Source organism: Bacillus sp. GZB, from assembly GCF_001975995.1.
Taxonomy (GTDB): Bacteria; Bacillota; Bacilli; order Bacillales; family Bacillaceae; genus Bacillus; species Bacillus velezensis.
Genome location: NZ_MTQG01000018.1, coordinates 319,275 through 342,857 on the forward strand (window position 1 = coordinate 319,275; position 23,583 = coordinate 342,857).

A 23,583-nucleotide genomic window follows, 5' to 3' on the forward strand; every position below is an offset into this window, starting at 1 on the left:
ATAGAGGAGGAATGTTATGAAAGATATGGTCAGAGAGCGCCTTGAAAAAGAGGAACTGGCTTCACTTTTACAAGATTGGGTGGAGCATTACCGACCGTTTTCCGTCAATGGAAAAAGCGCAAATTATATACCCGCCCTTGGAGAAATCAACGACTCTCAGCTGGGCATTTGCATATTAGAGCCGGATGGCTCAATGATTCATGCCGGTGAATGGAATGTCCCGTTCACATTGCAGAGCATCTCAAAAGTCATCAGCTTTATTGCCGCCTGCATGAACAGAGGCATTTCTTACGTGCTTGATCGTGTGGATGTGGAGCCGACGGGTGATGCGTTTAATTCTATCATCCGGCTTGAAATCCATAAACCCGGGAAGCCCTTCAACCCGATGATCAATGCCGGCGCCATTACCGTCGCCTCGTTGCTTCCGGGTGAAACGGCGCATGATAAATTAGAATATCTCTTTTCCGTTTTTGAAAAATTAATAGGAAAACGCCCTCACATTCACGAGGAGGTCTTCCGTTCTGAATGGCAGACCGCGCATCGGAACAGAGCGCTCGCCTACTATTTAAAAGAAACGAACTTTCTCGAGGCGGATGTGGAAGAAACGCTTGAAGTGTATTTAAAGCAGTGCGCCATGGAGGGTACAACCGAGGACATCGCTTTAATCGGATTGATACTTGCGCATGACGGCTACCATCCGATCCGACGGGAACAGGTCATTCCGAAAGATGTCGCGAAACTCGCCAAAGCCCTGATGCTGACGTGCGGGATGTACAATGCGTCAGGCAAATATGCGGCTTTCGTCGGCGTCCCGGCCAAAAGCGGGGTATCCGGCGGCATTATGGCATTGGTTCCCCCAAGCGCCAGAAGAGAACAGCCTTTTCATAACGGCTGCGGCATCGGCATTTACGGTCCGGCCATTGATGAATACGGCAACAGCCTGACCGGCGGCATGCTGCTGAAACATATCGCACAGGAGTGGGAGCTCAGTATTTTTTAATCAAACGAACCAAGAGGTGATTGGATGCAGGAATTCCTTGAAAATGTAATCGGCTCGGCAAATGATTTTTTATGGTCAAAACTGTTAATCGTACTGCTTCTTTCTCTGGGACTGTTTTTCACGTTCAGATCAAAGGGTCTGCAAGTCCGCATGCTGAAGGAAATGATCCGGGTTTTGAAGGAAGGCGCGGCCGCCCGGACAAAAAACAGCATTTCCCCGTTTCAGGCATTTTGCATCAGTATGGCGGCGCGTGTCGGAACCGGGAATATTACCGGAATCGCCATTGCGATCTCACTCGGCGGTCCGGGCGCTATTTTCTGGATGTGGATTATCGCAGTCATCGGTTCGGCTTCAAGCTTTGTTGAAAGCACGCTGGCCCAAATTTATAAAGTAAAAGATCAAAACGGATTCCGCGGGGGCCCGGCCTATTACATGGAAAAGGGCCTGAAGAAACGCTGGATGGGCGCGCTGTTCGCCGTATTAATCACACTGTCATTCGGGGTTGTTTTTAATTCCGTTCAATCCAATACGATCAGCGTCGCCTTTCAAAACGCATTCGGCACCAGCCGGCTTACATTGGGCATTATTTTAATCTTGGTTTTCGGCGGCGTAATCTTCGGCGGCGTCAAACGAATTGCGAAAATGGCGGAATACATCGTAGTCGTTTTGGCCGTTTTATATATCGGTGTCGCTTTCTTTGTCATTCTGACGAACATCACCCAATTGCCCGGCGTTCTGTCGCTAATCGTAAAAAATGCGTTCGGCATTGATCAGGCAGCGGGCGGCGCTTTAGGTGCGGCCTTGATGCAAGGTGTAAGGCGCGGGATTTTCTCAAATGAAGCGGGTATGGGAAGCGCTCCGAACGCGGCGGCGACAGCTACGACGAGCCACCCGGTGAAACAGGGGCTCATTCAGGCATTCGGCGTCCTGACGGATACGCTCGTCATTTGCACAAGCACGGCGCTTATCATTTTATTTTCAGACGCGTATCACCAGCCGGGACTGAGCGGCATCGCGCTTTCTCAGGCCGCCTTGAGCGATCATGTCGGCGCGTGGGCGTCAGGTTTCCTTGCCGTCTTAATGCTTTTGTTCGGCTTCAGCGCTCTGATGGGCAACTATTATTACGGAGAAACCAATATCGGATTTTTAAGCCAGAACAAAAAATGGCTGTTCATTTACCGCATCTGTGTGCTCGGAATGGTACTGTTCGGCTGCATTTCCAAAGTCCAGCTTGTGTGGGATATGGCTGACTTGTTCATGGGCTTAATGGTGGTCGTGAACTTAATCGCGATTTTCCTTCTGTCAAAAAAAGCGTTTGCCGCTTTGAGCGATTATGTCCGGCAAAAGAAAGCCGGAAAGGACCCCGTCTTTTACAGAGATGTGCTCCCTGATGATGACGGGATCGACTGCTGGGAGTATTCAGACATCGCGAAAAGTGCGAAAGGCAAACACATTTCCTAAACAAAAGGTGTTCGGGCAGCGTCCTGAACACCTTTTTTCTGCCGGTTCATTGACAAAGAGAATAGCGTCCATTACCCTTTTTATATATTTTCAGTAAAGTCAGAAAGGAAGGCCTATGAATCCCATTACACAAATATTAAATGAATACCCGGTGATGATCATAGACGGCGCGATGGCAACCGAGCTTGAGCGGATGGGCTGTGATTTACATGACGATCTGTGGTCGGCAAAAATTCTTTTGGAGAGGCCGGAACTGATCAAACAGGTGCATGCAGAATATTTTGCCGCCGGCGCTGATTGCGCGATCACCGCCAGTTATCAATCGACAATCGAAGGATTTGCAGCGCGCGGCATCCCTGAAACCGATGCGATACGTCTTATTCAGACATCTGTTGAACTTGCCGCACAAGCACGCGATGAATTTTGGGCGCATGAAGAAAACCGTTTACACCGGCCCAAACCTTTGGTCGCCGCTTCTATCGGACCTTACGGCGCGAGCCTCGCTGACGGCTCAGAATATCGCGGGCATTACGGACTGACGGAGGCTGAGCTGATCAGCTTTCACCGCCCCCGGATGAAAGCCCTCATAGAATCCGGCGCCGACCTTTTGGCCTGTGAGACCATTCCGTGCCTGTCAGAAGCAAAAGCGATCACAAGGCTGCTGGAGGAATTCCCCGGCACTTATGCATGGATCAGCTTCAGCGCCAAAGACGGACGGCATATCAGCGAAGGCACGCCTATTTCCGAATGCGCGGCTCTGCTCGGCTCCTGCAGCCAAATCGCAGCGATCGGCATCAACTGCACACCGATCGAACATATTCCGCAGCTGGTACAAGAAATCAAACGGGCAACGTCCAAACCGATTATCGCCTATCCGAACTCCGGCGAACAATATGACCCAGTGACAAAAACCTGGAAAGGCGCAGCGTGCGAAAACCATTTCGGAAAAAGCGCGCAAAGCTGGTACGAAAACGGCGTGAGCCTGATCGGAGGCTGCTGCCGGACGAAACCCGCGGACATTCAGGCCATTGCCGATTGGGCCAAGACCTTAAAAACAACTTGACTAATCGGAATAGTTTGTATATTCTATTCAAAAAGCCGGTTCGCCGGAATCTCGTGCCGTTCGCCGGCATGAGATTTTTTATTAGGACGGCCCTCGCAGAAAGTTGGAAAACAATGAACAACAAGAACGAGACGAATTTTCAGAGAAGTATGAAAAGCAGACACCTCTTTATGCTATCACTCGGAGGTGTGATCGGAACGGGGCTGTTTTTAAGCTCTGGGTATACCATTCATCAGGCGGGTCCGGCGGGCACCATTTTCGCTTACCTTTTGGGCGCGGGCATCGTCTATCTTGTCATGCTTTGCCTCGGTGAACTGTCAGTGGCCATGCCGGTGACGGGCGCATTCCACACCTATGCGAAGACCTATATCGGGCCCGCGACGGGCTTTACGGTCGCATGGCTGTACTGGCTGACGTGGGCGGTGGCGCTGGGCTCTGAATTCACGGCGGCCGGGCTTTTCATGCAGCGTTGGTTCCCGCATACTTCAGTTTGGATGTGGAGTGCGGTATTCGCTCTTTTCATCTTTTTATTAAACGCCTTCTCCGTGAAATTTTTTGCTGAATCGGAGTTTTGGTTCTCAAGTATTAAAGTCTTAGCCATCTTACTGTTTATTTTATTGGGCGGAGCGGCGATGTTCGGCATCGTTCCGATGAAAAGCGGTGAGGCCGCACCTATGCTGTCGAACTTTACGGATGGCGGCAGCCTTTTTCCAAATGGCTTTTTCCCGATACTGATGACGATGCTTTCAGTAAACTTTGCTTTTTCAGGGACGGAATTGATCGGAATCGCTGCGGGGGAAAGCGCCGATCCGGAAAAAACCGTTCCGCGCGCCATTAAGACCACAGTCTGGCGGCTGGCGCTTTTCTTTATCGGAACGATTTTTGTGCTGTCAGGGATGATCTCTATCAAGGAAGCCGGTGTGATTGAAAGCCCGTTTGTCACGGTATTTGACAGAATCGGCGTGCCTTATGCGGCCGATCTGATGAATTTCGTCATTTTAACGGCGCTTCTGTCTGCGGCCAATTCAGGGCTGTACGCGTCATCACGTATGCTGTGGTCCCTGTCTAAAGAAGGGGAGCTTCATCCCGCCTTTGCTAGGCTGACCTCTAAAGGCATTCCTTTTAACGCTCTGATCTTCAGTATGATCGGCGGCATTCTGTCGTTGTTGTCAAGCGTATTTGCAGCGGATACAGTCTATCTTGTTCTCGTCTCCGTCTCAGGATTTGCGGTAGTGGCTGTGTGGATGAGCATCGCCGCATCGCAATTTTTGTTCCGAAGACGGTTTCTTACAGACGGGCACCAGCTTTCAGACTTGAAATACAGGACACCGGGATATCCGGCCGTACCGATAGCGGCCTTTCTCCTATGCCTCGCCTCCTGTATCGGCATCGCTTTTGATCCGAACCAGGCCATCGCCCTTTATTGCGGAATTGCATTTATGGCCGTTTGCTACACCGCTTATTACTTGAAAAACCGGAAAAGCAGAGCCCGCGTGCAAGCCGTAAAATCCCAATAACCGAAAAAAGAACCCTGCAGCGCAAGGGTTCTTTTTTCATTTATACTTCAACCACCCATCTGAACGAATCCCGCACCTTCCCGACTTGGATGCCGGCAATCGTTTCATAGAGCCTTTCTGACACTTCACCGATCAAACCGTTATTCAGTTCAATCGTTTCTCCGTGAATGTGCAGCGCGCCGACCGGCGAGATGACGGCCGCGGTTCCCGTACCGAATACCTCTGACACCTCGCCTCTCATCGCAGCCTCATAGATGTCATCAATGGCGACCTGTTCTTCCCTGACGCGGATGCCCCAGCTTTTTAACAGCTCTATCACAGATGCGCGTGTGATGCCCCCGAGAATGCTTCCGTTTAATGCCGGCGTTACGGCCTCTCCGTTTATGATGAAAAAGATATTCATACTCCCTACCTCTTCGGCATATTTCTTTTCCACCCCGTCGAGCCAAAGCACCTGATCATACCCCAGTTCTTCGGCTTTCCGCTGAGCCTGTAAGCTGGCCGCATAATTTCCGGACGTTTTGACGTCGCCCACTCCGCCGGTGACGGCACGCACATACTCATCCTCCACATAAATACGGATCGGTTTCAGCTGATCGCCGTAGTACGAACCGACAGGCGTCAGAACAACCATGAACTTGTAACGCTTTGAAGGCCGGACGCCTAAAGAAGGCTCAGTCGCAATTACAAACGGACGAATATATAAAGAGGTTCCTTTTTCTATCGGTATCCATTCCTGCTCCAGCTCCACCAATTGTATCAATGCTTCCAGCGCCAGCTTCTCGTCAAGAGGCGGCATGCTCATCCGCCGTAACGATTTATTCATCCGTTTTATATTTTGGTCAGGACGGAACATCAACACCCGGCCGTCTTCTGACCTATAAGCCTTCAGCCCTTCAAATACGGCCTGCCCGTAATGGAAAACGGATGCGGACGGATCAAGATGGACCGGTTCATAAGGGGTGATTCTCGGATCATGCCACCCTCTCTCCTCTTCGTAATCCATAACAAACATGTAATCTGTGAAGTACTTGCCAAATCCCAATGAAGCGAAATCCGGTTTTTCTTTTCTTGCTGTGACCTTACGTCTTTCAATCAGTTGATTCAACAAAAGCACACCTTCCTTATAATTGTTTAAATTTTCAGTCTTTTATAGGCTGCATGTTTTTTCTGTCCCGAATCTTGTATGCACAGATATATGAGAATGCAGTTGACCATATCATATCAAATATACCACTTATAAGAGGATAATTATCAAAATTTTTAATATTTTCATCGGAAATCTTTCTTTATTCTTATGCTCCTTCATTTTTTCCAATGAGGACTTTCTGTCATATTAAATGATTGCGCTTACATAATGTAAAACAATCCTTTCTATCGCACAGTCAATAATGTGACAAATTTATGGCGGATAGGAAGGTGGTTGCCGCCTGCTTCACGAATTACGTATGAAATGCGCAAGTAAAAGGGGGATTCGCTTGAAAAAATTTATCGCATTCCAGATTTTGATCGCTTTAGCCATCGGAGCATTGATCGGCCATTTCTTCCCGGATTTCGGGATGGCGCTGCGGCCCGTCGGAGACGGATTTATCCGCCTGATTAAAATGATTGTCGTGCCGATCGTGTTTTCAACCATTGTCATCGGAGCCGCCGGCAGCGGCAGTATGAAAAAAATGGGCAGTCTCGGCATCAAAACGATTATTTGGTTCGAAGTGATTACGACGCTTGTTCTGGCGCTCGGTCTGTTATTGGCGAACGTGCTGAAGCCGGGAGTCGGACTTAACCTTTCTCATCTTGCTAAAAAAGACATTCACGAGCTTTCCGGCTATACGGAAAAAGTAGTCGACCTGAAACAAATGCTTCTTGATATTATCCCCGTTAATATCATTGACGTTATGGCGAAAAACGATCTCCTCGCCGTCATTTTTTTCGCGATTTTATTCGGTGTTGCCGCAGCCGGCATCGGCAAAGCCTCCGCGCCTGTCATGAGTTTCTTCGAATCCACGGCAAATATTATGTTCAAGCTGACGCAGATGGTCATGGTCACCGCTCCGATCGGCGTTCTCGCCCTGATGGCCGCCTCCGTCGGGCAATTCGGAATCGCGCTTTTGCTTCCGATGCTGAAGCTGATCGGCACTGTGTTCCTCGGGCTGTTCCTGATACTCTTCGTTCTGTTTCCGATCGTGGGGCTTATCTTTAAAATCAAATACTTTGAAGTGCTGAAAATGATTTGGGATCTGTTTTTGATCGCTTTCTCCACGACAAGCACAGAAACCATTCTGCCTCAGCTGATGGATCGGATGGAGAAATACGGCTGTCCGAAGCGGGTCGTCTCCTTTGTGGTTCCGTCAGGTTTATCGCTGAACTGTGACGGCTCAAGCCTCTATTTATCGGTGTCCTGTATTTTTCTGGCGCAGGCGTTTCATGTGGAGATGCCGCTTTCTCAGCAGCTTCTGATGATGCTTGTGCTCGTCATGACAAGCAAAGGCATTGCCGCCGTCCCGTCAGGCTCACTCGTCGTGCTTCTGGCGACAGCGAATGCCGTCGGTCTCCCCGCGGAAGGCGTCGCCATCATTGCCGGTGTCGACCGCGTCATGGACATGGCGAGAACCGGCGTCAACGTGCCCGGCCATGCGGTCGCCTGCATCGTCGTGTCCAAGTGGGAAAAAGCATTTAAATATAAAGGACCCGTCACGGCAGACCAGACCGCCCGGACAGAAAGTATGTAAACACAAAAAAGACCACCTCATTGGTGGTCTTTTCTATTAATCAATCGCCGCATGATCCTCTTTTTCAATCAAAGCAAGGCGTTCATTGATTTCTTCCTGAGTCATTTCGTGCTCTTTCACATACATGTTGCGTTCGTTCGTACGGCATTCGTGACTGCAGCTGCGCATGTATTTGTATTCATTCTCAGGTGTGCAGATCATTTTTTTATTACATGCCGGATTTGCGCAGTTCACATAACGCTCGCACGGCTCGCCCGTGAAATAATCTTTTCCGATGATAACGTGCTCTACGCGGTTGACCGGTACGCTGATTCTTTCGTCAAACACGTAGCACTGTCCATCCCACAGCTGCCCTTTCACTTCAGGATCTTTACCGTAAGTGACGATACCGCCGTCAAGCTGGGACACGTCTTCAAAGCCCTTCTTCAGCAGCCAGCCGGAAAATTTTTCACAGCGTACGCCGCCTGTGCAGTACGTGAGAATTTTTTTGCCTTCAAGCATGTCTTTGTGCTCTTCAATCCAGTCCGGCAGCTCACGGAACGCCTCAATATCAGGTCTGACCGCTCCGCGGAAATGACCGAGGTCATACTCATAGTCGTTTCTGGCGTCGATCACGATCGTGTCAGGATCCTGCATTTGCTCATAAAAATCTTTCGGTTTCAAATGCTTGCCCGTCGTGACATTCGGATCAACATCATCTTCGAGACGAAGCGTCACCAATTCTTTTTTATGACGCACAAACATTTTGCGGAATGCATGTCCGTCAGCCTCGTCAATTTTGATCGGCATGTCGGCAAAGCGCGGATCAGCTTTCAGCGCATTCATGTATTGTTCCGTCTGTTCAACCGTTCCGGACACCGTACCGTTAATGCCTTCTTCAGAAATCAAAATACGGCCTAACAGACCGAGCTCCTTACAAAACTTCAAATGCTGAGCCGTGAACTCCTCAGGCTCATCAATCTTTACATATTTATAATAAAGTAAAACTCTATATTGTTTTTCCATGATTTATACACCCTGTTCAATTAAATTAATGATCGCACACTCTACTATATCATACAGGAAAACGGGCGAAAGATGAACATTTCCGTCCGTACTCTTTCTTCCAGTCACGCTTCGCCTTTTAAAACCTGCTGAAAATAAAACCGATACGTGTTGCGCAAAAAGGTCTCAAGCGAAAGGCCGGCCGCGGTCTGATACTTGCCGATGATAAACGGAAAACGGTCACGGCCTTTTGCCCGCAGAAGATCGGCGCTGTCTTCAGCCATTTCTGAGATAAGCGCCTCAACGACAGGCCGGCATGCGTCCCGCACGGCTTCAAGAATTTGCTGATCCCCTGTATGCTGGTACTGCTCTATCAGCTTTGCCAAATCCTTTTCTTTCATAATGTTCACTTCCTTACACCATATAAAAAAGAGGAGCAGCTTTTATAAAGCGGACGCCTCCTCCTGTGACTCCGCATAACCGATGATCTGACCGACCTGTAATTCACGGCCTTCAGTCAGGTTATCCGAAGGGGTAAACATATCTTTCTCGAATACTAAAATAACGGTCGATCCAAATGAAAAATAGCCCAGCTCTTCCCCCGTCTCAAGCCTGTTTCCGGTGTTTGTCTGAACGATCGAGTTAATATTCATCGCACCTACCGGGATCATGAGCATCTGCTGGTCAGCACGGGTCAGCTCGTACACATAACGGTAATTTTTTGAGAGCACATCTTTCCCGTACTTCAATCCCATCGTATTAACGGGATAGGAGCGTTTCCCCAACTCGGCCAGCTTCTGATACGTGCAGCTGACGGGAGAATGGAAGCGGTGGTAATGTCTCGGGCTCAGATAAAGCACGGCAAAACACCCGCCGTTATACTTGTGATCGGCGCTTTTAAACCCCGTCAGTTCGGCGAACGAATAATCCTTCCCTTTTACCATGAAAGTTTGATTGGGTTTAATCATGCCAACCGTCTGAACGACGCCGTCCACCGGGCTGACGATGGCGTTCTTCTCTTTTGCCACGGGGCGGAGATTCAAATTAATATCACGAATGAAAAATGACGCCAGTGAATCAAAGTCAGAAGCCGTACGTTCCGTTTCATTCCAGTTGATGCGATAGTGTTTGGAAAACAGCGGAATCATCGGCTTGCTCAGTTTCGATTCACAGAAGTTTTTAATGAGATAAGACGTCAATCGATTATTAGTCAGTTCAATCAATGAACGGTAAAGAACTTTAGCGGCAGTATTAAACATTGATTACTCCTATGAATTTTCCTATAGTAATAAAAATAAAACACCATAAAAACGCTCCGATGGCGGCGAAGCATAAGTAGGTTTTGAATTCCATTCTGCCGATTCCGGAAAAGTAGCAGGTCACGTGTCTGATGCCAGGGATGAAATAACCTAAAATAATGGTGTACGGCCCGTACTTCTTCATCCACCTGTCTACTTTCTCCATCCTCTTTTCCTTCAGGCCGACCCATTTTCCGAACTTATTAATAAACGGCCGACCGGCTTTTCTGCCGATGAAGTAGCTGATAATCATCCCAAGGAGCGCTCCGATAAAGCTGATCAGAATGGAGAGCCCGTAATTCAGCACGTTTAAATGAGCGAAGTAGCCCACAAGCGTCATCATGACTTCATCCGGAATTGGCAATCCGATAATACCGAGTGTCAGCATAAGAAAAATCGCGATATATCCGTAATCGGATATTAATTGCTGAACTAATTCCATCTTCTGCTCTCCAGGTTTTCAGGCGCCTGTTTTTTAAAGTGCGGAAATTTAATGTTGCTGACCATTAAATAACCGAGCGCGATCGTTCCCGCCCCCAGAAGAAAAGCGTTATTGATAAAACTCAAAATGACAAGACACATACCCGCAAACGGAATCGGCATCCCGATAAACGTCGGCAGCTTGCTTTGTTCAATATTAAATCTGGAAAGACGGATCATCCCGCAGATACTGTAGGAAAGCGCGATTAAAATTCCGATGAACGGAATCGTATATAGTGAAACACTGTAAGCGAGCATGGACGGCGCTACGCCGAACGTCACGAGATCCGCAAAAGAGTCAAGCTCCCTTCCCATCTCCGATACCGCGTTCAGCTTACGGGCGGCCAAACCGTCAAAGAAATCAAGAAACATCCCAGTGAAAATAAAGATCACCGCAGAGTGTATATTATGATACAAAAGGGAATGAATCGATAAGAGCCCGCAAATGAAATTTCCAATTGTAATCATACTAGGTATATAATTCACAGTTTACACAAACCTCCAATTAAAACCATATCAAATCGGACTGCGTATGCATAAAGACTCCATTTTACGGAAACATAAAATGGAATCCTTTCAATGCTATCATTCAAATTCTTTTATTATACAGCATTTGGTGTTATTTGAACAATCTAATCTGGTGATTTTTGTTTTTTCGCCGTTCATATTAAGGTAAGCAATCATGGTTTCCTCTATTCCGGATTACCCTGCTTAAATATTCCATGCTGCGATCCGGATTGTCCGTTCTTGATGAATGAAAAGCCGTATGATGTATTGTTATTTCCTTCTCCGTGAAATGAGAACATTACATATAACGATTGCGGACATAAAAAGTTTCAAGAATTAAAAAGCCGGCACAAAACGGCCTCATACATTATCTCACAACCCCGTTTTCCAGTATATAGTCTGTCCAAACAAAAAAGGCGCCTTACCATTACGGTAAAAACGCCTTTTAAGATCATTTTATGTAATTGATAAATGACTGAGTGCTTCAGCCGCTCTTTCTCTGGCCTCTTCAACGGTCTCAGCTGCAGAAAGCGCAACCGCCATACGGCGTCCTACTTTCGTGACGGGTTTACCGAATACGCGGACCTGAGTGCTTTTTACCGCCAAAGCTTTCTCCAAACCTTCAACCGCATAATCAGCAAGCTCTTTTGGCGCCTTCAGCGGACGGCTTGCCCCCGGCGACAGCTGAGTGATTTCCGGAATCGGGAATCCCAATACCGCGCGGACATGCAGCGCAAACTCTGACAAATTTTGCGTCACAAGCGTAACGAGCCCCGTATCGTGCGGACGGGGAGACACCTCGCTGAAATATACTTTATCTTCAGTAAGGAAAAGCTCCACCCCGAACAAACCGTATCCGCCGAGCTCGTCCGTTATGCTTTTCGCAATGTGTTTCGCCTCTTTGATCTGCTGTTCCGTCATATGATGAGGCTGCCATGATTCAATATAGTCACCGTCTTTTTGTTCATGTCCGATCGGCGCGCAAAAGGACGTACCGTTCGCCGCGCGCACTGTCAGAAGCGTGATTTCTGATTCAAACGGAATGAATTCCTCAACGATGACCCGGCCGTTTTTCACCCGGCCGCCTTCCATCGCCATGTCCCAGCAGCTTTTCAGCCCGGAAGCCGAGCGGCACACGCTTTGCCCTTTTCCGGAAGAGCTCATCAGCGGTTTTACCACGCACGGAAAGCCGATTGTTTCCGCCGCTTCTTTAAATTCTTCATATGTATTCGCGAATTCATAGCCGGCAGTCGGAAGATGAAGCGTCTCTGCCGCAAGCCGTCTGATGCCTTCACGGTCCATCGTCAGCTTTGCCGCACGCGCATTCGGAATGACGTGAAAACCTTCTTCCTCAAGCTTCAGCAGCTCATCCGTCGCAATGGCTTCCACTTCCGGCACGATCAAGTCCGGTTTTTCTTTCTCAATGACTTCTCTGACCTGCGCTTTATCAAGCATATCAATCACATAGCTTTTGTGCGCGGCCTGCATGGCGGGAGCATGCTCATAGCTGTCAACGGCTACAGTGACAACCCCGAGCCGCTGCGCTTCAATGACGACTTCTTTCCCCAGCTCGCCTGATCCTAATAACAACATCTTCTTCGCCTGATACATGTCCTTTGGCCCCTCCCTTTCTATACCCCACTCATTATAACGGAAATATTCAAAAAATAAAGACAAGATAGATGACAAGCTCTATCCTGTCTTTTGCGCTGATTCGAGCGATTCAATCGCAGCTGACACGTCCTTCTCGCGATATTGCCCCATTAAACATAACGATTCTTCCGCCCGGCAGGCGTGAGAAGCAATACGGCGCTTGGCTTCCTCATGATTGTCAAGGATGCCGAGATCACAGAGACTGACGGGGAAACCGAGCCGGCGGTAAAACGGAAGCAGCTCTTCAATCTCAGGCCTCCGATTCTCAAGCGCGAGCTGCACCAATATGCCGTAAGCAACCTTCTGGCCATGCAGCACCTGATGTGTCTCCTGAAGAAAACTGAGTCCGTTGTGGACCGCATGCGCCCCTGCCATCCTGCACAAACGGCCGCCATACCCGCCGACCGTTCCCGCAAGCATAATGATCGTTTCCGCCGTATGGATGAACGGCACGGACAGCTCGCCTTTCTCCATGCTTCCGACGGCCGCTTCACTGTAACGCAATAACAGATTACGGATATATTCCGCCTGTCTCAGCCCCGCCTGCGCCATCAGCGGCGCCGCCTCCTCCGTATTTCTGATGACCGCCTCGGCCTCATACCATTTCACCAGCGTATCACCGATCCCGCTTTTCATATATTCAATGGGAGAGGAAAGCAAAAACAGCGGATCAACAAGCGTCAAATAGCTTGAACGCTTATGATAATCAACTCTGATAAAATTGCCGCTCTCATCATATATGACACTTAACGGCGTACTTGCCGCACACGTCCCTGCAATGGAAGGAACCATCACAGCCTCTATATCAAGCCGGTCTGCCGCCGCTTTTGCCAAATCCAAAATCGTGCCGCCTCCGATACCGATGATCACATCCGCGTCTTCCGCCTGCTCACAGACCTTACGCACCGCCTCAGGTGAACAGTATCCTTTATGCTGAATCACATCCCAGGAAGAAACGCCGCTGTAATCGGAGAACGCCTGATAGGATTTGATTCCGGTCACAATAACGGGTTTTCTGAATGTCTCTAGCAGTCCTAGAAGTTCTTTTGCGATTCCTTCCTTGCATATGTACTGATTCGGGCCGCTTCGGACGATATCTTCAGGCTTCATTCGAATCTCTCCTTTGGCTGGAATTTATATATATTTTCCCACTTGTCAGAAAATACATCAACCGGAGGTGCGTCAGCGCTTCGCTTCTTCCGCCTCCAAAAACAGCTCATCAAGCCGCTCCAAAGCCTCTGCCTTTTCAAAACTGCTGAACCACAGATCATCATAGGAATCAAGGATGCGGTAATGGTGGGAAATCAAATGCTGCTGCAAGCGGAACTCGCCTTTTTTCTCGATGGTTTTCCACCACACCTTGCCGCCCATCGTCTTCCCCTTCGGCCTGTCAATTGTGCGATGGGCAACCGCTTCAATGACCTCCAGCGGATCATCTCCTAATACGGATTGCAGTGTTTCACTTGATCTAAAAAGCGCGCAAACCGCCACAACGTGCGGCCATTCCGCAAGCGCCCGCCCTTTCTCAATCTGCACCAGCGCCTTTTTGGAAAGACCGATCACATCCGCCATTTTCTCCTGTGTGTAGCCTCTCTCCGACCGGATTTTCTTCAGCTGGACTGAGACAAGCTCAGTCATATAATCTTGATCCATCTCAACCTCCATATTTATCAATATAGCCATTTTACACCGCGGCACGCCTTTTTTATATCAGAACATTTTCAAACGAATCAAAAGAACCCGGGACTGGCTTATCATTGAAGCGATGTACCTTTCCGCATAATCCAGAATGATGCGGTGAAATACAAACGTACGCCCGAAGAGACAGGGGCGGGCTCCCTGGCGGTTGAGATCCGGAGAAAATAAAAAGCTGCCGCAGCAGCAGCAGCTAAAACTTTACAGACCGGAAAATCAGCATTATGAAGCGAATACAATCCATCTTGCACTATAATTGACACGTTTTTTCGAACCCTGATTGACCAATTTAAATCTGTATGAATCTCCTTTTTTCAACGAAGGTGTTTCAAAATAAGTCGTTCCATTTTTCTTTGCATTGGCGGTTTTGATTGTTTTCCAGGCACCTTTGCCGTTGACTTGCTTTTGGACGTATATTTTATACGTGCCCTTCCCTTTACTGTTGGATTTAAAAGTCACGGCTCTCAAGCTGTACTTTTTTGTCGTTTTAGTGAATTTAGGGTGATATGTATTGATCACATAGTTAGTGAAATACCCGCTTTTATAAGTATGAAGCCAGTCTTTAGCCTCTGCTTTTTGCGGAGAAGAAAAACTCATAAAACCAATTCCGCTGATTAAAAGAGTAAAAATAATGATGAGCGACTTAAAAATCTTTTTGCTTTTCATCGAGAAAACCCTTCCTTCCTGTAACTATTTACCCTATTTATGTTAATGACAATATGGCCAATCATAAATCCGTCCAACTAACCATTTTGACTGCAGGAAGAGATGTGAACATCCCTTAAAATGACTATATGACTACTACTTATGATTCTTGTTATTTTTGATTAAGTGAAAAAGTTACTTTAAACCGCTATTCATTTTGTTGTTTTTGTATCAATTGTCATAGCGAGGTCTTTTCCTATCAATGCCTCTCTTTCGGCGTTTGTTCTGCGGCTGTATGATGGGGCTCTCCTTGGATAAACTTCTGCATCCATGACAAACTGTCATACGTTTGCCACCTATGAATGAACGCACACTACACCTAATGGAGGGATTGCAATGGACGAAATGGTCCTGGAAACACAACAATGGCTGAATGAAACGTATAAAGGCAGACACGGGTACAACAAAGTGCCGGAAAACGGAAAAACGGGCTGGGATACCATTTACGGTCTGACACGGGCGCTTCAAATTGAACTTGGTATTTCAGAACCTGCCGATAACTTCGGCCCGACGACACAAAGATTGTTTAAGCCGTTGAAAAAGCAGGCTCCCGATTCTAAGCCGACAAACATGAATTACATTCTGCAAGGGGCGCTGTGGTGTAAAGGTTTTAACCCCGGCGGATTTTCAGGCGTTTTCTATGAAAATACCGAAAGCGCTGTAAAAGAGTTTCAAAAAGCGGCCGGGCTCACTAAGCAAGACGGCATCGTCACGGCACTCATTATGAAAGCTTTGCTGGATATGAGCGCTTTTCGATTAGTAGCGGGAGGCGACAAAAAAATCCGCCAAATCCAGCAGAACCTGAACCGGGATTACAATGACTACATCGGTTTGATGCCTTGTGACGGCTTATATGCCCGCGATACAAACAAGGCTCTCATTTATGCCCTGCAAAAAGAAGAAGGCATGAGCACAAGCGTCGCCAATGGATTTTTCGGGAACGGAACGACCAGCTTATGTCCTACCTTGACTCCCGGCGACTCACGGACAGGCTTTGTTTTGATTGTTCAATACGCGCTTTACTGTAATGGGGAAGCTTTTGATCCCGGTGAATTCGACGGAAAATACGGCGTCGGAGTTGTATCGGCAGTGAAAGCTTTCCAAAAGTTTATGTGCCTGCCGCAGACTGGTTATGCGGACATGCCGACGATTAAAGCTTTATTATCAAGCTCAGGCGACACAACCCGTGCTGCTTCAGCTTGTGACACCGCTGCCATTTTGACGGCAGATACGGCTAAAACTTTGCGTGAGAATGGCTATAAGATCGTGGGAAGATATCTGACCGGGAATGTACGGACAAGCAGCGGACTGACATCGAAAGCATTAACGTCAAAAGAACTCTCCACTATTTTCAATGCCGGCTTAAGCGTGTTTCCGATTTATCAGGACGGCGGCTATGAATCTTCTTATTTTGTAAAAGACCAAGGAACGAGAGATGCGTACAGCGCCGCATCAGCCGCCAGAAGATTAGGTTTTCCGTCAGGAACGACCATTTACTTTGCCGTCGATTTCGATGCGTATGATTATGAAGTCACAGATAAAATCATCCCTTACTTTCAAGAAATCAAGTCAGCTTTTATGAAAATGCAGGCGTTCTCAACTGCGCCGAAATATGAAATCGGGGTATACGGACCGAGAAACATTTGTATCCGGACGTCAGAAGCAGGTCTGACCAAATATAGTTTTACGGCTAACATGTCGACCGGATTCAGCGGCAACCTCGGATACCCGATGCCGAAAAACTGGGCTTTTGATCAATTTTATGAAGGAACGATCGGAAGCGGAGCGGGAAAAGTCGCCATTGACAAAGACGGATACTCCGGAAAAGACTCAGGTGTAAGCAGCGTCCATCCGCCTTCTGATCCTGTGTATGATGCAAGACTAAACACATTAACCAATATCCTGTCAACAATTCCGGATTTGGAGAATGTATCCGGTCTTGCCAATATGATGTTCGAATTCGGTACAACCGAAACCATTTTTACTTCCCCAACTTTAGATATCTTATTGTCTACTTCAATTCTGTATACGATCCCAAGTGAGGGGTCTGCTAATACAATGACAATAACAAATGGAAAGCCAGGGGCATATGTTACTGGTTTACTGGGAGATACACAAACAATACTTACGGCTTCAGACATCCGTTCATATCAAAATTTATTAGACAATCTGAGCCTATCTGTAAGAAACGGTTATCTGGAAATGGCAGTAACCCCTTCTGCTCAATCATTAGATGTTTCAATTAAAATCTATACACCTGACATTCCAGTTGCCGATGGGTCCACAACTGGACTTACGACCATGTTTACGTTTAGAATTAAAACGTATAAAGGTGTACCGGTTTCAGCTTCAGAAAGTGAATTAGCGAAGGACTGGGATCTTCTCCCTTCAACTCTCGTTATTGTTGCAGGGGTGTCTGCTTTCTATTTCACCTCTAAGATCCTTACTGAAAAACCGACCGGGAATAAAACAGTAGAAGCTGTAACTGAATTCGCCGCAGTTTTACTAGCCCTTTACGCTTATATGACTGATCTCTACTAATCAAAGAAAAACTGCATGAATAAGATATTCATGCAGTTTTATTCCTATTATTTTTTTGGAGGTTTCACTCATTGAATGAAAATCAATCCGCATTTAACACCGCAAAGCAAACTGCACAAAGATTGTTAAAATGTAAGAATGAACAAGAAATGATGGACTTTTTATCTGAACAAGATGTACATACGCTCAGTCTTTTAAAGTACTATTACTCTGCCCCGGCTCTTCCTTTTCAAATGCTCATGAAGATTGCTTTTTGCTGTATAGCGATGGCGTTGATCTTCACTTCATTCTTGTTTATTCAAGTCAAAACACTCATACCTATTCCCATTTTATCTGATCTTTTGCCGGCAGTGTTTTCACTGTTTACAATCGGATGTATTGTCGTGTTTTATATGTTTTTTTCGCGCGAAAAGAAAGACCGGTTACCTGACAACCGCTTAAGAAGAAACACTTACTCCTTCCGGGTTATAAATATGATAAATACAAATCTGGAAAAGAAATATCGTACACTGGCTTCTTTAGCGGGCGGTAAACAAAGTGATGATACACTCGAAGAAAGCATGAAGCAGATTAGCTCTTGTAAAAATGATGAAGAACTGATGAAATGTCTTGAAGAACAAGATACTGAGAAGTTATTCAATCTGAAAAATCAGTTTTCCAAACCTGACTTCTCATTATTGGATTTTATGAAATGGATTTTTATCGGAAGCATTATTGCTATGTTTCTGACTGCACTTTTCTCAGGTCAAGTCAGCTATGTTCATGTTCCCCGCCTACTTCCGTATCTTCTGCTTTTTTTATTCGCCAGGGGCTTAATATATCTAATAAAACTGCTGAAACTGTACCAAAAAGGGCCTTTGCACTCCATTCCTCACTTTACAAAGAACGCTGAAAACACCCGTATCACCGGAATGATAGACTTCGTCCTCGAACAACGATACAAAGACATGATCAGTTAAAAACCCCTCTGCTTAAGGGGTTTTTTTATTATGCAAACCCTTCACCCCCCTTATCAGAAAAGGCTCTTCCCCTTTGGAAATAACCGGAACACCCAATTTCGTTTTCAATATAATGAGGTAGTGGATCTGCAAAGAAAGAAGGGCGACATGATGGGTATCATTAATGGAAAAATGTTCATTGACCGATTAAATCAGCTTGGAAATGAGATTTGGCTCGATGGTGAAAAGATCGAGGGACAGATTTCTGAACATCCCGCATTTAAGGGCCTTCTGGAAACGAAGCGCTCTCTTTATGATTTGCAAACGAAACCGGATATGAAAGATCAAATGACTTACAGTCTTCCCGGTAAAAAAGAACGGGCGGGGCTTTCATACCTGCAGCCGAAAACGAAAGATGACGTAAAAAGAAGAAGAAACATGTTCGAGCTTTGGGCCAGGCAGACGCATGGAATGATGGGACGAAGCCCGGATTATATGAATACCGTGCTGATGAGCTTCGCCTCCTCTGCCGCGCTTTTGAAAGACCGCGAGCATTGTTTTCCGGAACATGTTCAAGCGCTGTACGAACGCGCTGCTGCACAGGATCTTTCTTTTACGCACACGTTTATCACCCCTCAGGTGAATCGTTCACAAATGGGTGTAAACGTATCGCCGACACCTATCTCGGCAAAAGTCGTCGATAAAAATGAAAAAGGCCTCATCATACACGGCGCCCGGATTTTAGCCACACAAGGCGGCCTGACGGATGAAGTGCTCGTGGTTTCTCTGCCTAAAATGTATTTTGAATCGGATGAAGCGTTCGCTTTTTCAATCCCTTCCAATACAAAAGGAGTAAAATTCATCTGCAGGGAGTCTTTCGTACTCGGAAAATCAGCGTTTGATTATCCGCTCAGCTCAAGATATGAAGAAATGGATTCTATCGTTGTATTTGATCACGTTTTGGTCCCTTGGGAACGCGTATTCTTTTATAATAATTATGAGGCGGCTTTTGATTTTAATATGAAAAGCTCTTTTAACGCCTTCGCATTTCATCAAGTTATCACGAGACAAATTGTAAAAACGGAGTTTCTCCTGGGCCTCGCCCAAACGCTTGTCGAAGCGATAGATGTGGGCGAATATCAGCATATTCAGGCTAAGATGGCTGAAATCATCACCGGTCTGGAAACGATGAAAGCCCTTTTGGAAAAGTCGGAGAATGATGCGGAAACAGATGAATGGGGTTATATGCGTCCGAGTGTCACTCCGCTTCGTGTGGTCAGCGCGATTTTTCCCGACATCTACCCGCGCTTCACGGAAATCATTCAGCTGATCGGGGCAAGCGGAATGGTGACTTTGCCGACTGAAAAAGCGTTCCGTTCTGACATCAGAGGAGACCTTGACCAATATTTGCAGGCGGCCGAATTGAACGCTGAGGACCGGGTAAAAGTGTTCCGCCTCGCATGGGATTTGACCATGAGCCCCTTTGGAACAAGACAGACACAATATGAGCGGTACTTCTTCGGTGATCCCGTCCGCTTAACCAGCCATCTGTACAGAAGCTACCCGAAAGAAGAACAGACCGCGGTCATCAAGGAATTCCTGCACATTCATAAATAAAACAAAGCAGAGAGCACATCTCTGCTTTTGATAGCTGGATCGGCTGCCGCCGATCCTATTTTTTATTTTGGCTGATCACCACCATCGTAATATGCGATAACGCGAAAGAGACGAGCGTGTACACGACGGCCCACCCGATAAACGAGAAATTCAATACGGTAAAGGTGCATATAAGGCAAACGGCCAAAGCGGCAGCCGGCATAATGAACGCGTTTTTAAACAAATATGTTCCGGCGACTGACAAGATGATGATACAAAGCGGCAGAACACCGAACGCAAAATCCAATTCATCAATCAACAGATGCACTCCCTTCGCTTTTCTTAGTTCGGCCTAACACATCTTATGCCTGAGTACAAAATCGAGTACTTCAAATCTTTCGCGCTCCGGCTGATATTCCCTCCGGTTATTTATTCAAAAAAATGAAAACTTTCCTTAAAGCGTTTACATTCGCGTCAGACTGTGATAATTTAAGAAAGCGCTATCATACACAAGTTAATGATTTTTGGATGGAGATGAGGAGAACCAGGAAACCCCGCCCTTTCACAAGGGTGATTTCTGGTTCTTTTTGTCATTTTCAAGGAAAGGAGTCATACATACATCATGATAGACGTTCAGCAAAGGGGAGGATATGATGTTTCAATTGTTTAAGCCGGCTCCGCATATTGAGAGATTGGATGATTCAAAGACGGATGCGGCCTATAAACGGCTCAGGCTGCAAGTATTTTTGGGGATTTTCATCGGGTATGCCGGGTATTATTTGCTTCGAAAAAACTTTGCCTTCGCTATTCCTTATTTTCAGGAACAAGGGTTTTCAAAAGGGGAACTTGGCTTGGTGCTTGCGGCCGTATCAATCGCTTACGGCTTCAGTAAATTTATTATGGGGATGGTGTCTGACCGCTGCAACCCGAGGTATTTCCTTGCGACAGGTCTGTTTTTGTCAGGTGTCGTAAACATTTTATTTGTTTCCATGCCGTGGGTCACGTCAAGCGTGACGATTATGTTCATTTTTATGTTTATTAACGGATGGTTTCAAGGAATGGGCTGGCCGCCTTGCGGACGGACGATGGCTCATTGGTTTTCCATCAGTGAACGCGGCACGAAAATGTCGATATGGAATGTCGCCCATAACATAGGCGGAGGTATTCTCGCCCCGCTCGTGACTCTCGGCATCGCCATGTTTGTTACTTGGAAAAGCGTATTTTTCTTTCCGGCGATTATCGCCATTGTCATATCATTTGTGATTGTTCTTCTCGTTCGGGACACGCCGCAATCCTGCGGGCTTCCGCCGATTGAAGAATACCGGAATGACTATCCGAAACATGCGTTCAAAGACCAGGAAAAAGAGATGACGACCAAAGAAATTCTTTTTAAATACGTGCTGAATAATAAATTTCTGTGGTATATCGCATTTGCCAATGTCTTTGTTTACTTCGTACGGTACGGTGTCGTTGACTGGGCGCCGACTTATTTGACGGAAGCGAAAGGGTTCTCTCCTGAAGACTCCAGATGGTCTTATTTCCTTTATGAATATGCGGGAATTCCGGGAACGATTTTGTGCGGCTGGATCAGCGACCGGTTTTTCAAAAGCCGCCGCGCGCCAGCCGGCGTACTGTTCATGGCCGGCGTATTTATCGCTGTATTGGTCTACTGGCTTAACCCTGCCGGTCATCCGCTCATCGATAATATTGCGCTGATCAGCATCGGCTTCTTAATCTATGGACCTGTCATGCTGATCGGGCTTCAGGCCATTGACCTTGCGCCTAAAAAAGCGGCGGGAACGGCAGCCGGCTTAACCGGGTTTTTCGGCTACATCGGAGGCTCTGCTTTCGCCAACGCCATCATGGGTTATGTCGTAGACCGCTTTGACTGGAACGGCGGCTTTATCATGCTTATCTCCTCATGCGTGCTGTCCATCGTCTTCTTGGCTATGACGTGGAATACGGGCAAGCGGGCGGAGCATGTGTAAGAAAATAACATAAAAGATTAATATTTTTGCAGTACAGCATTTACAACGATTTTCTACACTAGAGACAGATATTGATTTTTAAGGGGGAAGAAAACATGCGGAAACATAAGTTGTTTGCTTTAGTATTGCTTTCACTCGGTTTATTGTCATTCATCGTCACGCCTGTATCGGCAGCGGGAAAAGGAAACCTCTTGTCTCCTGACAGAATTTTGACCATTGCCCATCGCGGTGCTTCGGGGTATGTCCCGGAGCACACGATCCTTTCTTATGAAACTGCGCAAAAAATGAAGGCTGACTATATTGAGCTGGATTTACAAATGACAAAAGATGGCAAGCTGATCGTCATGCATGATGAAAAACTGGACCGCACCACAAACGGACAAGGCTGGGTGAAGGATCATACATTAGCCGAGATTCAAAAGCTCGACGCCGGCTCTTGGTTCAATAAGGCCTATCCGGAAAAAGCAAAACCGCAATACGCCGGACTTCGCGTTCCCACACTTGATGATGTGTTAAAACGGTTCGGCAGACATGCAAACTATTATATTGAAACAAAGGCGCCCGAAACATATCCGGGTATGGAAGAAAAACTGATCGCTTCACTGAAAAAATACAAATTGGCAGGTAAGCATGCGAAACTTGGACAAGTTATCATTCAGTCTTTCAGCAGGGACAGCCTTCTGAAAATCAAACAGCTCGATCCGAAACTTCCCGCCGTCCAATTGCTTGAAGCGGAACAGATGACGTCAATGACTGACGCAGATTTAACGGACATAAAAACATATGCCGTCGGAATCGGACCGGATTACAAAGCGCTGAACGCTCAAAATGTCCGAAACATTCGCAGCCACGGCCTTCTGCTTCACCCTTATACCGTGAACAGCGAGGCGGACATGCGCCGTCTGCTGAATTGGGGCGTAACCGGTGTGTTTACCAACTATGCGGATATATTCCAAAAGGTTAAAAAAGAATACAAATCATAAAGCCAGCATGGGTTCGGAGATGATGCCGAACCCATGTTTTTGCCCGATAATGCAAACGCCATCATGTTATGTAGCGGGCGGAGCATGTTATTAAAGCTTACATTCACCTTTATATTAATTAAAGGTATCACTGTAATTTTGAATTACCTATGATACCTTACAAACAAAAGGATATGTTTATTTATTTCTATTATCTATTTTCGTTCTTACACTATTTGTAATATATGATAATATTAGTGATACTAAACCATAGACAACAACCCATCCCCAAAAGGATAGATTAAAAACAGTAAACATTAGTATGACAGAAACAACTATACTGACAAGCGGCATTATATACACTTTTTTGAAAATATAAGTGAATATAATCGATAAGACGATAATAGAAAGTGGTAAAATACCAAAAGCAAGATCTAGCTCATCCATTATTATTCTCCTTTGTGAA

At 46.6% G+C, this 23,583-nt stretch carries 22 protein-coding genes; 10 read left to right on the top strand and 12 right to left on the bottom strand.

The window, feature by feature from the left end:
• The first annotated feature begins 16 nt into the window (after nucleotides 1-16).
• The 4 genes from BXO87_RS17750 to BXO87_RS17765 all read left to right on the top strand — a co-directional run bounded on the left by BXO87_RS17750 (nucleotide 17) and on the right by BXO87_RS17765 (nucleotide 5,041).
• The gene (locus tag BXO87_RS17750; protein ID WP_007409011.1) at nucleotides 17-1,000 is read left to right on the top strand and encodes a glutaminase; all 984 of its coding nucleotides are present in this window, start codon (nucleotides 17-19) and stop codon (nucleotides 998-1,000) included.
• Between the two features lie 24 nt (nucleotides 1,001-1,024).
• The gene (locus BXO87_RS17755) at nucleotides 1,025-2,461 is read left to right on the top strand and encodes an alanine/glycine:cation symporter family protein (protein WP_032872708.1); all 1,437 of its coding nucleotides are present in this window, start codon (nucleotides 1,025-1,027) and stop codon (nucleotides 2,459-2,461) included.
• Nucleotides 2,462-2,576: 115 nt separating this feature from the next.
• On the top strand, nucleotides 2,577-3,524 hold the full coding sequence (gene mmuM / locus BXO87_RS17760; protein WP_038456855.1) for a homocysteine S-methyltransferase: 948 nt from the start codon (nucleotides 2,577-2,579) through the stop codon (nucleotides 3,522-3,524).
• A gap of 113 nt (nucleotides 3,525-3,637) precedes the next feature.
• A complete protein-coding gene (locus BXO87_RS17765; protein ID WP_161941457.1) occupies nucleotides 3,638-5,041 on the top strand; it encodes an amino acid permease in 1,404 nt (467 codons plus the stop codon).
• 40 nt (nucleotides 5,042-5,081) lie between these two features.
• On the opposite strand, the gene BXO87_RS17770 is transcribed toward BXO87_RS17765, so the two are convergent.
• Nucleotides 5,082-6,149: a branched-chain amino acid aminotransferase gene (locus BXO87_RS17770; protein ID WP_038460647.1), complete on the bottom strand. Its 1,068-nt coding sequence runs from the start codon at nucleotides 6,147-6,149 to the stop codon at nucleotides 5,082-5,084.
• A 370-nt stretch (nucleotides 6,150-6,519) separates the two neighbouring features.
• Between BXO87_RS17770 and gltP the strand changes: the two genes are divergently transcribed.
• Entirely contained in the window at nucleotides 6,520-7,770 is a 1,251-nt protein-coding gene (gltP, locus tag BXO87_RS17775; RefSeq protein ID WP_007409006.1) for a glutamate-aspartate/proton symporter GltP, read from the top strand.
• A gap of 36 nt (nucleotides 7,771-7,806) precedes the next feature.
• On the opposite strand, the gene trhO is transcribed toward gltP, so the two are convergent.
• The 9 genes from trhO to BXO87_RS17820 all read right to left on the bottom strand — a co-directional run bounded on the left by trhO (nucleotide 7,807) and on the right by BXO87_RS17820 (nucleotide 15,053).
• Complete coding sequence (gene trhO / locus BXO87_RS17780; protein WP_007609165.1) at nucleotides 7,807-8,775, bottom strand: oxygen-dependent tRNA uridine(34) hydroxylase TrhO; 969 nt, start codon at nucleotides 8,773-8,775, stop codon at nucleotides 7,807-7,809.
• Nucleotides 8,776-8,879: 104 nt separating this feature from the next.
• Nucleotides 8,880-9,155, bottom strand: a complete 276-nt coding sequence (locus BXO87_RS17785) for a hypothetical protein (RefSeq protein WP_038456848.1) — start codon at nucleotides 9,153-9,155, stop codon at nucleotides 8,880-8,882.
• 42 nt (nucleotides 9,156-9,197) lie between these two features.
• Nucleotides 9,198-10,013 carry a phosphatidylserine decarboxylase gene (locus BXO87_RS17790; protein ID WP_007409003.1) on the bottom strand — a complete coding sequence of 272 codons (816 nt, stop codon included), beginning with the start codon at nucleotides 10,011-10,013 and terminating at the stop codon, nucleotides 9,198-9,200.
• Nucleotides 10,006-10,494 (bottom strand): DedA family protein, encoded by a 489-nt coding sequence (locus BXO87_RS17795; RefSeq protein WP_003156711.1) that lies wholly within the window; start codon nucleotides 10,492-10,494, stop codon nucleotides 10,006-10,008. The genes BXO87_RS17790 and BXO87_RS17795 overlap by 8 nt, the downstream gene beginning before the upstream one ends.
• Complete coding sequence (pssA, locus tag BXO87_RS17800) at nucleotides 10,485-11,018, bottom strand: CDP-diacylglycerol--serine O-phosphatidyltransferase (RefSeq protein ID WP_007409002.1); 534 nt, start codon at nucleotides 11,016-11,018, stop codon at nucleotides 10,485-10,487. The genes BXO87_RS17795 and pssA overlap by 10 nt, the downstream gene beginning before the upstream one ends.
• Before the next feature lie 477 nt (nucleotides 11,019-11,495).
• Nucleotides 11,496-12,650: a phosphoribosylglycinamide formyltransferase 2 gene (gene purT, locus BXO87_RS17805; protein ID WP_011996252.1), complete on the bottom strand. Its 1,155-nt coding sequence runs from the start codon at nucleotides 12,648-12,650 to the stop codon at nucleotides 11,496-11,498.
• Nucleotides 12,651-12,731: 81 nt separating this feature from the next.
• Nucleotides 12,732-13,802: an iron-containing alcohol dehydrogenase family protein gene (locus tag BXO87_RS17810; protein WP_038456845.1), complete on the bottom strand. Its 1,071-nt coding sequence runs from the start codon at nucleotides 13,800-13,802 to the stop codon at nucleotides 12,732-12,734.
• Between the two features lie 72 nt (nucleotides 13,803-13,874).
• A complete protein-coding gene (locus BXO87_RS17815; protein WP_016936884.1) occupies nucleotides 13,875-14,345 on the bottom strand; it encodes a helix-turn-helix transcriptional regulator in 471 nt (156 codons plus the stop codon).
• Between the two features lie 264 nt (nucleotides 14,346-14,609).
• On the bottom strand, nucleotides 14,610-15,053 hold the full coding sequence (locus BXO87_RS17820; protein ID WP_038456840.1) for a hypothetical protein: 444 nt from the start codon (nucleotides 15,051-15,053) through the stop codon (nucleotides 14,610-14,612).
• A 375-nt stretch (nucleotides 15,054-15,428) separates the two neighbouring features.
• On the opposite strand from BXO87_RS17820, the gene BXO87_RS17825 reads away from it, so the two are divergent.
• The 3 genes from BXO87_RS17825 to hpaB all read left to right on the top strand — a co-directional run bounded on the left by BXO87_RS17825 (nucleotide 15,429) and on the right by hpaB (nucleotide 20,188).
• Complete coding sequence (locus BXO87_RS17825; RefSeq protein ID WP_038456837.1) at nucleotides 15,429-17,633, top strand: glycoside hydrolase domain-containing protein; 2,205 nt, start codon at nucleotides 15,429-15,431, stop codon at nucleotides 17,631-17,633.
• Between the two features lie 71 nt (nucleotides 17,634-17,704).
• A complete protein-coding gene (locus BXO87_RS17830; protein ID WP_038456835.1) occupies nucleotides 17,705-18,592 on the top strand; it encodes a hypothetical protein in 888 nt (295 codons plus the stop codon).
• A gap of 150 nt (nucleotides 18,593-18,742) precedes the next feature.
• Nucleotides 18,743-20,188, top strand: coding sequence for a 4-hydroxyphenylacetate 3-monooxygenase, oxygenase component (gene hpaB / locus BXO87_RS17835; RefSeq protein WP_038456832.1), 1,446 nt, complete (start codon nucleotides 18,743-18,745; stop codon nucleotides 20,186-20,188).
• 55 nt (nucleotides 20,189-20,243) lie between these two features.
• Here the strand turns inward: hpaB and BXO87_RS17840 are convergent, their stop codons facing one another.
• On the bottom strand, nucleotides 20,244-20,486 hold the full coding sequence (locus BXO87_RS17840) for a DUF2651 family protein (protein ID WP_007408994.1): 243 nt from the start codon (nucleotides 20,484-20,486) through the stop codon (nucleotides 20,244-20,246).
• A gap of 334 nt (nucleotides 20,487-20,820) precedes the next feature.
• Between BXO87_RS17840 and glpT the strand changes: the two genes are divergently transcribed.
• Together glpT and BXO87_RS17855 are read left to right on the top strand one after the other, a co-directional pair.
• Nucleotides 20,821-22,155 carry a glycerol-3-phosphate transporter gene (gene glpT / locus BXO87_RS17850; protein ID WP_003156725.1) on the top strand — a complete coding sequence of 445 codons (1,335 nt, stop codon included), beginning with the start codon at nucleotides 20,821-20,823 and terminating at the stop codon, nucleotides 22,153-22,155.
• Nucleotides 22,156-22,250: 95 nt separating this feature from the next.
• Nucleotides 22,251-23,138 carry a glycerophosphodiester phosphodiesterase gene (locus tag BXO87_RS17855; protein WP_038456829.1) on the top strand — a complete coding sequence of 296 codons (888 nt, stop codon included), beginning with the start codon at nucleotides 22,251-22,253 and terminating at the stop codon, nucleotides 23,136-23,138.
• Nucleotides 23,139-23,315: 177 nt separating this feature from the next.
• On the opposite strand, the gene BXO87_RS17860 is transcribed toward BXO87_RS17855, so the two are convergent.
• Nucleotides 23,316-23,564 carry a DUF2651 family protein gene (locus BXO87_RS17860; protein ID WP_038456826.1) on the bottom strand — a complete coding sequence of 83 codons (249 nt, stop codon included), beginning with the start codon at nucleotides 23,562-23,564 and terminating at the stop codon, nucleotides 23,316-23,318.
• Between the last annotated feature and the right edge of the window lie 19 nt (nucleotides 23,565-23,583).